The 11,946-nt window shown below is 69.1% G+C and carries 10 protein-coding genes; 3 read left to right on the top strand and 7 right to left on the bottom strand.

Annotation, left to right across the window (positions count from 1 at the left end; all coding sequences use genetic code 11):
• The 7 genes from H7J06_RS30675 to H7J06_RS30645 all read right to left on the bottom strand — a co-directional run bounded on the left by H7J06_RS30675 (nt 1) and on the right by H7J06_RS30645 (nt 9,132).
• Nucleotides 1-582, bottom strand: a complete 582-nt coding sequence (locus H7J06_RS30675) for a DUF1707 SHOCT-like domain-containing protein (protein WP_264043550.1) — start codon at nt 580-582, stop codon at nt 1-3.
• A 57-nt stretch (nt 583-639) separates the two neighbouring features.
• Entirely contained in the window at nt 640-1,437 is a 798-nt protein-coding gene (locus tag H7J06_RS30670) for an enoyl-CoA hydratase family protein (RefSeq protein WP_264043547.1), read from the bottom strand.
• A complete protein-coding gene (locus tag H7J06_RS30665) occupies nt 1,437-2,594 on the bottom strand; it encodes an acyl-CoA dehydrogenase family protein (RefSeq protein ID WP_264043545.1) in 1,158 nt (385 codons plus the stop codon). Before H7J06_RS30665 ends, H7J06_RS30670 begins: the two co-directional genes overlap by 1 nt.
• On the bottom strand, nt 2,591-4,573 hold the full coding sequence (locus H7J06_RS30660) for an ATP-binding protein (protein WP_264043542.1): 1,983 nt from the start codon (nt 4,571-4,573) through the stop codon (nt 2,591-2,593). Before H7J06_RS30660 ends, H7J06_RS30665 begins: the two co-directional genes overlap by 4 nt.
• Nucleotides 4,574-4,661: 88 nt before the next feature.
• Complete coding sequence (locus H7J06_RS30655; RefSeq protein ID WP_308205847.1) at nt 4,662-6,257, bottom strand: acyl-CoA carboxylase subunit beta; 1,596 nt, start codon at nt 6,255-6,257, stop codon at nt 4,662-4,664.
• The gene (locus H7J06_RS30650; RefSeq protein ID WP_264043541.1) at nt 6,254-7,402 is read right to left on the bottom strand and encodes an acyl-CoA dehydrogenase family protein; all 1,149 of its coding nucleotides are present in this window, start codon (nt 7,400-7,402) and stop codon (nt 6,254-6,256) included. The genes H7J06_RS30655 and H7J06_RS30650 overlap by 4 nt, the downstream gene beginning before the upstream one ends.
• Nucleotides 7,399-9,132 (bottom strand): acyclic terpene utilization AtuA family protein, encoded by a 1,734-nt coding sequence (locus H7J06_RS30645; RefSeq protein ID WP_264043539.1) that lies wholly within the window; start codon nt 9,130-9,132, stop codon nt 7,399-7,401. The genes H7J06_RS30650 and H7J06_RS30645 overlap by 4 nt, the downstream gene beginning before the upstream one ends.
• 211 nt (nt 9,133-9,343) lie before the next feature.
• On the opposite strand from H7J06_RS30645, the gene rpmF reads away from it, so the two are divergent.
• The 3 genes from rpmF to H7J06_RS30630 all read left to right on the top strand — a co-directional run bounded on the left by rpmF (nt 9,344) and on the right by H7J06_RS30630 (nt 11,801).
• A complete protein-coding gene (gene rpmF, locus H7J06_RS30640; RefSeq protein WP_264043537.1) occupies nt 9,344-9,517 on the top strand; it encodes a 50S ribosomal protein L32 in 174 nt (57 codons plus the stop codon).
• Between the two features lie 69 nt (nt 9,518-9,586).
• Entirely contained in the window at nt 9,587-10,273 is a 687-nt protein-coding gene (locus H7J06_RS30635) for a response regulator transcription factor (RefSeq protein ID WP_264043535.1), read from the top strand.
• A gap of 7 nt (nt 10,274-10,280) precedes the next feature.
• On the top strand, nt 10,281-11,801 hold the full coding sequence (locus H7J06_RS30630) for a HAMP domain-containing sensor histidine kinase (protein ID WP_372515437.1): 1,521 nt from the start codon (nt 10,281-10,283) through the stop codon (nt 11,799-11,801).
• The last annotated feature ends 145 nt before the right edge of the window (nt 11,802-11,946 follow it).

Raw genomic sequence — 11,946 nt, 5'->3', positions numbered from 1 at the left:
CTACTGCTGGGCCTTGCGCTTCTTGCGCCGGATTCCGACGCTGCCCCACAGTGAGAACCCGCGAATCGTGATGTGGGGCGCCCCGGGGGAGCCTTCGTCGCCGAGGTGGTCGAACGCGCCCATCACCCCGACGCCGCGCACGTCGACGTTCAGCTCGGGCGGCAGCAGGATGGTTTGACCGCCGAAGATGGAGTACGAGTGGATCTCCACGTCGGCGGCCGTGAAGTCGGCGTAGCGCAGGTCGATCACGCCGCCGCCGAACAGGGCGACCGACGTCAGCCGCTTCGGCACGTTCCAGCGGCCGCGCCGCTCGAAACCGCTCATGATCGCCAGCAGCAGCGTCGACGGTGCCGGCTGTCCCGGTCCGATGGCGGGCGCGGTGGTGGCGATCCCCGGCAGATCCGAGCTGAGGCGGTCGAGTTCGTCGAACGTCTGGGCCGCGTACGCCTTCTTCAGCCGGTCCTCGTATTCGCTCATCTCGAGGCGCCCCTGTGCGGCGGCATCGGTCAGCAACTGCGCAACCTGAATGCGATCGGAGTCGGCAGCGCCCATGGACCCGTATCGCGACGCTCCATTGGTCATCGGGGTCGAGCCTACGACGATCGGTCAGACATGCAAGGCGCCGTGCACGCGAGACGGCTAAACCGCGGCTCCGCCGGTGCCGCGGCGCCACCTCGGCGGTCGCTTCTCGAGGAACGCCATCATGCCTTCGCGGGCCTCCTCGGAGACGAACAACGCCGCCGATTGCGTGGTCAGAGCCTCGACGTGGGCGTCGAAGGTCGCGAGGAGCCCCGCCGTCGTCAACGCCTTCGACGCCGCCAAGCCTTGCGGTGACCCCTTCGTGACGTCGCCCACCAGGCGGCCGACGACAGCGGCCACGTCCTCGGCGGAGTCGGCCGCGACGGTCACCAGACCGACGTCCCTGGCCTCCTCGGGGCCGAACTTCTCTCCGGTGACGAAGTAGCGCCCGGCAGCGCGGGCGGACATCTTCGGCAGCAACGTCAACGAGATGATCGACGGGGCGACGCCGATTCGCGCCTCGGTCAGGGCGAAGGTGCTCGACGGTCCGGCGACGACGATGTCGCACGCGCCGATCAGTCCGAGACCGCCCGCGCGCACGTGGCCGTCCACCACGCCGATCACCGGCATCGGCAGGGCGACCAGCGCGCGCAGCAGGTCGGCCATCTCGCGGGCCCGGTCGGTGGCCAGATCCCCGGGATCCCGGCCGGCCGCCTCGCTCAGGTCGGCACCCGCGCAGAACGTGCCGCCGGTGTGGCCCAGCACCACGCACCGCACGGCCGGGTTCGCCGCGGCCGAGGACAGCCCGTCGTGCAGCTGCGCCACCAGCGCCGACGAGAGGGCGTTACGGTTGTGCGGCGAATCAAGGGTCAGCCGGGCAACCGCGCCGTCGACGGCGTAATGAACGAGGTCCGTCATCAGTAGGACCGGGGGAGGCCCAGCGACGTCTGGGCGACGAAGTTGAGGATCATCTCCCGGCTCACGGGGGCGATGCGGGCCAGCCGCGACGCCGTCAACACCGAGGCGATGCCGTACTCCTTGGTCAGCCCGTTGCCCCCGAGGGACTGCACGGCCTGGTCGACGGCGCGCACCGACGCCTCACCCGCGGCGTACTTGGCCATGTTCGCGGCCTCGGCGGCACCACCGTCGTCCCCGAGGTCGTAGAGCGTGGCGGCCTTCTGCATCATCAGCTTGGCCAGCTCGATCTCGATGTGGTTCTGCGCCAACGGATGCGAGATGCCCTGATGTGCGCCGATCGGCGTCTTCCACACCTGTCGGGTCTTGACGTAGTCGGTGGCCTTGGCGATCGCGAAGCGTCCCATGCCGACCGCGCTCGCCGCACCCATGATGCGTTCGGGATTCAGGCCGGCGAACAGCTGCGCGATAGCGGCGTCCTCGGAGCCGACCAGCGCGTCGGCGGGCAACCGGACGTCGTCGAGGAAGAGCTGGAACTGGTTCTCCGGGCTGACGATCTCCATGTCGATCTTGGTCCACGACATGCCGGGTGTGTCGGTGGGGACGACGAACAGCGCCGGCTTGAGGTTGCCCGTCTTGGCTTCGGCCGTGCGGCTCACGACGAGCACCGCCTGGGCCTGGTCGACACCGGAGATGTAGACCTTCTGGCCGGACAGGATCCAGTCGTCGCCGTCGCGGCGGGCCGTCGTGGTGATCTTGTGCGAGTTGGATCCCGCGTCCGGCTCGGTGATGGCGAACGCCATCGTGATCGAACCGTCGGCGATGCCCGGGAGCCAGCGCTTCTTCTGCTCGTCGGTGCCGTACTTGGCGATGATCGTGCCGTTGATGGCGGGGGAGACGACCATCATGAGCAGTGCGCAGCCGCCGGCCGCCATCTCCTCCATCACCAGTGACAGCTCGTACATGCCGGCACCCCCGCCGCCGTACTCCTCCGGCAGGTTCACCCCGATGAAGCCGAGTTTGCCTGCTTCGCTCCACATTTCGGTGGTGTGCTCGCCGGCGCGGGCCTTCTCCAGGTAGTACTGCGACCCGTAGCTCGCGGACATGGCCGCGACGGCCTTGCGGAGCTGCTGCTGTTCGTCGGTCTCGATGAAGCTCATGCTGGATCTCCTTCAGGGTTGTCGATGCGTGCGAGTACGGCACCGACGTCGACTTGTTGACCGGCCGTCACGTTTAGTTCGGCGAGCACGCCGTCGCCGGGCGCGGCGATGGTGTGCTCCATCTTCATGGCCTCCAGCCAGATCAGCGGCTGGCCCGCGGTGACCGGGTCGCCGACCGCGGCGGCGATCCTGGTGACCGATCCCGGCATCGGCGCCAGCAGTGAACCCTTGGCGACGGCCGAGTCGGGGTCCGGGAAGCGGGGGAGCGCCACCAGGTGCACGGGCCCGAGCGGACCGTCGACGAAGACGTGCTGGGATTCGGGGTCACCGTAGCGCGCCACGTCGAACGGCCGCTCGACCCCGTTGACGCCCAGCACGATTCGGTTTGGCGACGACGACACCAGGGTCACACCGGCCGCGCCGTCGAGCTCGAGGCCGGCGCGGCCGAACCGGTACCGCACTTCGTGCTCGTCACCGGCGTCGTCGAGGTACCGCTTGGTTTGGAAGCCGGACGCGAGGTTGCGCCAGCCGCTTGGCAGGCCGCCAAGCACCCGTGCGGCATCGCGGTTCGCGGCTGCGTCGGCGAGGGCGGCCGCGACGGCGGACGACGCGATCGCCGACGGGTCGGCCAGGGGTGCGGCCAGCGCGGCCAGACCGTGGGAGTCGAAGAACGCGGTGTCGGTGGCGCCGTCGAGGAACGCCGGGTGCCGCAGCACGTTCACCAGGAGGTCGCGATTGGTTCCGATGCCGTGCACACGGGCGCGGGCCAGCGCGTCGGCCAGAATGCCCGCGGCTTGCCTGCGGGTCGGGGCGTAGGAGATGACCTTGGCCGGCATGGGGTCGTAGAACACCGACACCGCCGACCCGTCGACCACGCCGGAGTCGACGCGGACGCCCACCCGGCCCAGCTGCGTGAACTCGGTCGTCGCCGCGGGCACCTCGAACCGGTGGACGGGACCGGCCTGGGGCTGCCAGTCCCTGGCCGGATCCTCCGCGTAGAGCCGAGCCTCGATCGAATGTCCTTGGGCAACAGGCGGTTCCGCGTCGAGTCGGCCACCGTCGGCGACCAGCAGTTGCAACTCGACCAGGTCCAGGCCGGTAGTCTCCTCGGTGACGGGGTGCTCGACCTGCAGCCGGGTGTTCATCTCGAGGAAGAAGAAGTCACCGGCGTCGTCGGCCATGAACTCGACCGTGCCCGCGCCGGTGTAGTCGATAGCCTCGGCCGCCAGTCGGGCCGCCTCGAACAGCTTGGCGCGCATGCCGGGGGTGCGTTCGACGAGCGGCGACGGGGCCTCCTCGACGATCTTCTGGTGGCGGCGCTGGATCGAGCACTCCCGCTCGCCGACCGCCCACACGGTGCCGTGCGCGTCGGCCATCACCTGCACCTCGACGTGGTGCCCGGCGGCCAGGTAGCGCTCGCAGAACACTTCTCCGTCGCCGAACGCGGACTCCGCCTCCCGGCGAGCGGCCTCGGCCTGTGCGGCGAGCTGGTCGAGTTCGCGGACCACCCGCATGCCGCGGCCGCCACCACCGGCGGATGCCTTGATCAGCACCGGCAGTTGATCGGCGGTCACGGTGTCGGGGTCTAGCTCGTCGAGCACCGGGACGCCCGCGGCGGCCATCATCTTTTTGGCCTCGATCTTGCTGCCCATTGCCTGCACGGCGGCAACGGGCGGGCCGATCCACGTCAGGCCCGCCTCGTGCACCGCGGCAGCGAATGGGGCGTTCTCGGAAAGGAATCCGTAACCGGGGTGCACGGCGTCGGCGCCGGCGGCCCGCGCCGCGGCGATCAGTTGGGCGGCGTCGAGGTAGCCGTTGCGACCGTCCAGCCGCACCCGGAGATCGGCCTCGGCGACGTGTGGCGACGCGGCGTCGGCGTCGGTGTAGACGGCCACGGTGCCGATGCCCAGCCGGCGGCAGGTGGCGAAGACGCGGCGGGCAATCTCGCCACGGTTGGCGACCAGAACTCGGGTGATCATCGCTTTCCTCCCGCGATTTGTGGCGTTTGAGGAGCGCTCACCGCAACAAATACGCCACAAATCGCGGGGGAAGGGGTCATGGGGGCGCTCACATCCGGAAGACGCCGAAGTTCGACGTCCCCTCGACCGGGCCATTGGCGATGGCGGACAGACACATTCCCAACACCGTGCGGGTGTCGCGGGGGTCGATGACGCCGTCGTCGAACATGCGACCGGACAGGAACATCGGCAGCGACTCGGCGTCGATCTGCGCCTCGATGGCCGCGCGCAGGGCGGCGTCGGCGTCCTCGTCGACCTGCTGACCGCGGGCTTCGGCGGCCGCCCGGCTGACGATCGAGATGACGCCGGCGAGCTGCGTGCCGCCCATCACCGCCGACTTGGCGCTCGGCCAGGCGAACAGGAAGCGCGGGTCGTAGGCCCGCCCGCACATGCCGTAGTGGCCCGCGCCGTAGGAGGCGCCGAGCAGCAGCGAGATGTGTGGGACAGTCGAGTTGGAGACCGCGTTGATCATCATCGAGCCGTGCTTGATCATGCCGCCTTCCTCGTAGGCCTTGCCGACCATGTAGCCGGTCGTGTTGTGCAGGAACAACAGTGGCGTATCGGAGCGGTTGGCCAGCTGGATGAACTGGGTGGCCTTCTGCGACTCCTCGCTGAACAGCACCCCGCGTGCGTTGGCCAGGATGCCGATCGGATAGCCGTGCAGCGTCGCCCAACCCGTCACCAGCGAGCCGCCGTAGAGCGGCTTGAACTCGTCGAACTCCGAACCGTCGACGATCCGGGCGATCACGTCGCGCGGATCGAACGGAACCCTCAGGTCGGCGGGCACGATGCCGATCAGCTCCTCGGCGTCGAATAGCGGCTCGGTCACCGGACGCGGCCGGGGCCCGGCCTTCTGCCAGTTCAGCCTGGCCACGATGCGGCGGCCGATGCGGATGGCGTCGAGTTCGTCGTTGGCCAGATAGTCGGCCAAACCCGAGGTACGCGCGTGCATCTCGGCGCCACCGAGCGACTCGTCGTCGGACTCCTCGCCGGTGGCCATCTTCACCAGGGGTGGCCCGGCGAGGAACACCTTCGACCGTTCCCTGATCATCACCACGTGGTCGGACATCCCGGGCACGTAGGCGCCGCCCGCGGTGGAGTTGCCGAACACCAATGCGACGGTGGGGATGCCGGCCGCCGACAGCCGGGTGAGGTCGCGGAACATCTGGCCGCCGGGGATGAACACCTCCTTCTGCGTCGGCAGATCCGCGCCACCCGATTCGACCAGCGAGATGACCGGCAGTCGGTTCTCGCGCGCAATCTGGTTGGCGCGCAGAATCTTCCGCAATGTCCACGGATTGCTGGTGCCGCCCTTGACGGTGGGGTCGTTGGCGACGATGAGGCACTCGACCCCCTCGACCACGCCGATGCCCGTCACCACGCTGGCGCCGACGTGGAAGTCGCTGCCCCACGCGGCCAGCGGGCTGAGCTCCAGGAAGGGGGAGTCCGCGTCGACCAGGAGCTCGACGCGCTCGCGGGGGGTCAGCTTGCCGCGGGCGTGGTGGCGCTCGACGGACTTCGCACTGCCGCCGGCCAACGCCTTGGCGTGCTCGGCGTCGAGTTCGGCGAGCTTGGCGACCATGGCCTCGGCTGCGGCGGTGAATGCCGGACCGGTGACGTCGACCGGTGACCTGAGGGCGCTCACGACTGATATCCCAGCGTCTTGGCGGCCAGGCCGGTGAGGATCTCGGTGGTGCCGCCGCCGATCCCGAGGATGCGCATGTCGCGATACTGCCGCTCGATCTCGGACTCGGCCATGTAACCCATGCCGCCGAACAACTGAACGCCCGCGTTGGCGACCCACTCGCCGGCCTCCACTGCGGTGTTCTTGGCGAAGCAGACCTCGGTGATCAGGTTGGTGTCACCGGCCAGTTGACGCTCCACCAGATGACGCGTGTACACCCGCGCGACGTCCACCTTGCGGGCCATCTCGGCGAGGGTGTTCTGCACCGACTGGCGCGAGATCAGCGGTCGCCCAAAGGTTTCGCGGTTCCGGCACCACTCCACGGTCAGATCCAGGCAACGCTGGGCGCTGGAGTACGCCTGCGCGGCCAGCCCTACCCGCTCCGAGACGAATGCTCCCGCGATCTGCAGGAAGCCGCTGTTCTCGGCGCCGATCAGGTTGGCCACCGGCACCCGCACGTCGGTATAGGACAGCTCGGCGGTGTCCGAGGAGCGCCACCCCATCTTCTGCAGCTTGCGGCTGACCTCGAAACCCGGCGTGCCCTTGTCGACGACGATGAGCGACACCCCACCCGCGCCGGGGCCGCCGGTCCGCGCCGCGGTCACGACGTAGTCCGCCCGTACGCCGGAGGTGATGTAGGTCTTGGCGCCGTTGAGGACGTACTCGTCGCCGTCGCGGACGGCCTTCGTGGTGAGGTGGCCGACGTCCGAGCCGCCGCCGGGCTCGGTGATCGCCAGGGAGCCGATCTTGTCGCCCCGCAGGGTGGGCCGAACGTAGGTGTCGATCAAGCGCTGGTCGCCCGAGGCGACCATGTGCGGCACGGCGATCCCACAGGTGAACAGCGACGCGAACACGCCGCCGGGCACGCCCGCCTGGTGCAATTCCTCGCAGATGACGACCGCGTCGGCTCCGTCGCCGCCCTCCCCGCCGACCGACTCGGGCAGGCTGGCGCCGAGCAGCCCCGCGTCACCGGCCTTGCGGTGCAGTTCACGCGGGATGTCGCCGGTGCGCTCCCAGTCGTCCGCGTAGGGCAGGATCTCGCGTTCGGCGAACGTCCGCACCGTCTTTCGGAGCTGCTCGCGTTCTGGGGTGGTCCACACACTCATGACAGGAATGCCTCCGGTACGTCGACGTGGCGGGAGCGCAGCCATTCGCCGAGCCCCTTGGCCTGGGGGTCGAAGCGGGCCTGATGGGCCACCCCCTTGCCGAGGATGCCCTCGATGACGAAGTTGACGGCGCGCAGGTTGGGCAGCAGGTAGCGGGAGACGGGCAGATCCCTTGTCTCCGGGAGCAATTCGCGCAGGGCGTCCTCGGTGAGCGTGTGGGCCAGCCAGCGCCACTGGTCGTCGGTCCGGACCCAGACCCCGACGTTGGCGCTGCCGCCCTTGTCGCCGCTGCGCGCACCGGCCACCACGCCCAGCGGTGCCCGACGGGTCGGTCCGGCCGGCGGCGGTGGCGGAAGCGGAGCCGGGTCCACGGGCTCGAGCACCCGGGTCGGCGATGCGGCGGGAATCGACGTGCGGTGGCCGTCGGCGTGCACCGCGACGTGGGGCACGTCGGCGCCGTCGACGTAGCCGGCGGTGAACACGCCGTACACCTGACCGTCGCCCGGCGGTGCCGTGGTGGTGAATCCCGGATAGCTCGCCAACGCCAATTCGACTGCAGCCGCGGAGAATTGCCGGCCCACGATCTTCGGGTCGGAGTCGCGGACCACGCAGCGCAGCAATGCGCTCGCCGCCTCCTCGGTGTCGGCGTCGGGATGGTCGGTGCGCGCCAGCGTCCACTCGAGCTCGGCCGGCCGCACCGTCAACCCGGCCTCCAGCTGGCGTTGCACCAGATGGGCCTTGGCCTCGACGTCCAGACCGGTCAACACGAACGTCATCGCGTTGCGGAAACCGCCGACGGCGTTCAGCGACACCTTGAGCGTCGGTGGCGGCTCCTCGCCGCGGACGCCGCTGATGCGGACGCGATCGGGTCCGTCGTCGCTCAACCGAATGCTGTCGACCCGCAGCGTGGCATCCGGATTGGCGTAGCGCTCGCCGCCGATCTCGTAGAGCAGTTGGGCCGTCACGGTGTCGACGCTGACCCGCCCGCCGGTGCCGGGGTGCTTGGTGATGACCGACGAGCCGTCTGCTCGGATCTCGGCGATCGGGAAGCCGCAGTGCAAGAGGTCGGGGACCTCGCCGAAGAAGGCGAAGTTGCCGCCGGTGGCCTGGGTGCCGCACTCGATGACGTGCCCGGCGGCGACCGCGCCGGCGAGGGCGTCGTAGTCGGCGGGCGTCCAACCGAAGTGAGCGGCCGCGGGGCCGACGATCACCGAGGCGTCGGTGACCCGACCGGTGACCACGACGTGGGCGCCTGCGTCGAGACAGTCGACGATGCCCCAGGCGCCCAGATAGGCGTTGGCGGCGAGCACGTCGTCGGCGAAGCCGAACTCGCCACGACGGCCGACGAGGTCGTCCCCCTCGACGTGGGCGACGTTTACCTCGAGACCCAGCCGCTCGGCCAGGGTCCGGACGGCTGCGGCCAGCCCAGCTGGGTTGAGGCCGCCCGCGTTGGCGACGATCTTCACGCCGTTGTCCAGCGCCGTCCCGAGGCTCTCCTCGAGCTGGGTGAGGAAGGTCTTCGCGTAGCCCCGGTCGGCGGACTTGGCCCGGTCGCGCGCCAGGATCAGCATCGTCAGTTCTGCGAGGTAGTCGCCGGTGACGTAGTCGAGCTCACCGCCGGTGACCATCTCCCGCATGGCGGCGTGGCGGTCGCCGTAGAAGCCCGAGCAGTTTCCGATGCGAACGGGTCCGACCTCCCGGCCCGTGTCGCTCCTGCCCTGCGCACTCACTCACGAGCTCCCATCGTCGTCGACGGTTCAACCAACCGGTAGGCCGGTAGGTTAGCCGGTACCACCGGTTCCACGTCAAGGGGCGAGGCGGCGTTTTTGGAGGCTGAGTGGCTGTCCGGCTATCCTGAGGAGCAATTGCCGACGCCTCGACGGACTTGGGGTTGTGTGCGGCATTCCATTAGCAAGACATTTCACGAGGAGAAGTTCCCCCATGGCTGTGCCGAAGCGGAGAATGTCGCGGTCGAACACCCGTAGTCGGCGGTCGCAGTGGAAGGCCGAGGCCACCGGCCTGGTCAACGTCAACGTCGCAGGTCAGCTGCACAAGGTGCCGCGTCGCCTGCTCAAGGCCGCACGCCTGGGCCTGGTCGACCTCGACCGCCGCTGACCCACTCGTCGCACCTCCTGACGGCGCGCCTCTCAGGCCTGTCTCAGACACTGGGTTGAAACTGTGGCTGTGCGCATACTCGTGGTTGACGACGATCGCGCTGTGCGCGAATCCCTGCGCCGGTCCCTCGCGTTCAACGGATATTCGGTCGACTTGGCTCAAGACGGCCTCGAAGCCCTGGAACTGATCGCCAGCGAACGGCCCGACGCGTTGGTGCTCGACGTGATGATGCCGAGGCTCGACGGCCTCGAAGTGTGCCGCCAGCTCCGTAGCACCGGCGACGACCTGCCGATCCTGGTCCTCACGGCGCGGGATTCGGTGTCCGAACGGGTCGCCGGTCTCGACGCCGGGGCCGACGACTACCTGCCCAAGCCCTTCGCTCTCGAAGAACTCCTGGCCCGAATGCGCGCGCTGCTGCGGCGGCGCGTCCTTCCCGACGACGGTGACTCCGCGGCCATGACGTTCTCCGATTTGAGCCTCGACCCGGTGACCCGCGAAGTGACCCGCGGCGAACGCCAAATCAGCCTGACCAGGACCGAGTTCTCCCTGCTCGAGATGTTGATCGCCAACCCGCGCCGGGTGCTGACCCGAAGCCGCATTCTCGAAGAGGTGTGGGGATTCGACTTCCCGACGTCCGGCAACGCCCTGGAGGTCTACGTCGGCTACCTGCGCCGCAAGACGGAGGCGGAAGGGGAACCGCGGCTGATCCACACCGTGCGCGGCGTCGGTTACGTGCTGCGCGAGACGCCGCCGTGACGCTCTGATGGGTTCGCCCAGGTCGCCGTTCTGGTGGCGGTCCCGCGAACGACGCGCACCCGACGTGCAGACGTACGGCACCCATCGCGCCAGCTCGGTGTCGCTGCGGTGGCGGGTGATGCTCCTCGCGATGTCCATGGTGGCGATGGTCGTGGTCTTGATGGGACTGGCCGTCTACGCGGTGGTGTCCCGAGCCCTCTACGACGACATCGACAACCAACTGCAGATCCGCGCCAGGCTGCTCATCGAGAGTGGGCTGCTGGCCGTCGACCCCGGCAAGGCGATCGAGGGCACGGCCTACTCCGACGTCAACGCGATGTTCGTGATGCCGGGCCGGTCCATCTACACGGCCAACCAGGAGGGGCAGACGCTGCCCCTCGGCGACCCCGAAAAGGGCGTCATCCAGGGAACGCTGCGAATGTCGTTGCGCACGGTCAACTTTCAGCGCGTGCTGGCCGTTCACCTGCCCAGCGGTGACTCCCTGCTGATCTCGAAGAGCCTGGATCCGACGGGCAAGGTGATCAAGCGACTCGGCACCATCCTGCTGATCGTCGGCGGTCTCGGCATGGCCGTCGCGGCGGTCGCGGGCGGCACCGTCGCCCGCACCGGGCTACGGCCCGTGGCGCGGCTGACCGACGCCGCCGAGCGCGTCGCCAGAACCGACGACCTGCGACCCATCCCGGTTCACGGCAGCGACGAACTCGCCCGGCTGACCGAGGCGTTCAACATGATGCTGCGGGCTCTCACCGAGTCCCGGGAACGTCAGGCCCGACTGGTCACCGACGCCGGACACGAGCTGCGCACGCCCTTGACGTCGCTGCGCACCAACGTCGAACTCCTGATGGCCTCGATGGCCCCCGGTGCGCCGAGCATCCCCGAGGACGAGATGGCGGGCCTGCGCACCGACGTGATCGCCCAGATAGAGGAGCTGTCCACCCTGGTGGGCGATCTGGTGGACCTCAGCCGGGAGGACGCCGGCGTCACGATCCACGAGCCCGTCGACCTCTCCGACGTCGTGGACCGCAGCCTGGAGCGAGTTCGGCGGCGCCGCAACGACATCGATTTCGACGTCCAGACCGAGCGGTGGCAGGTGTACGGAGACGAGGCAACCCTGTCGCGGGCCGTGTTGAACTTGCTCGACAACGCCGCCAAGTGGAGTCCGCCCGGCGGCCGGGTGGGGGTGCGACTGGTGCAGGTCGACCCGAACTACGCCGAGCTGGTGGTCTCGGACCAGGGTCCCGGCATCCCGCCGAGCGAGCGCGAGTTGGTGTTCGAGCGGTTCTACCGGTCGACGTCGGCACGCTCGATGTCCGGCTCCGGCCTCGGGCTGGCGATCGTCAAGCAGGTCGTCGTGAAACACGGTGGGACGCTTCGCATCGACTACGCGACTCCGCTCGCCGATCCGCCAGGGACGTCGATCTTCGTCCTCCTTCCTGGCAGGCCCCTGGTCGACGACGGCGCCCGCGCGAGCGCGACACGCGAGGGCGCTGCGTTGGACGGCGTGGCCGCCAGCACCGAGAATGGGTGATCGGGGAGTGGCTCTACCCAGAACTTCTGGGCAAGTCCCGAAAGATCTCTAAGTGGATTCTCAGCCCAGGGGGGCACTGTCAGGGGACATCTTTCGTTATCACGACAGACCGCTGACGTACACGACTCGAAAGAAGAGCCAACAG

The sequence above is a fragment of the Mycolicibacterium hodleri genome (genome assembly GCF_025822245.1).
GTDB lineage: Bacteria > Actinomycetota > Actinomycetes > Mycobacteriales > Mycobacteriaceae > Mycobacterium > Mycobacterium hodleri.
This window is presented reverse-complemented; position numbering and strand designations above follow the sequence as displayed.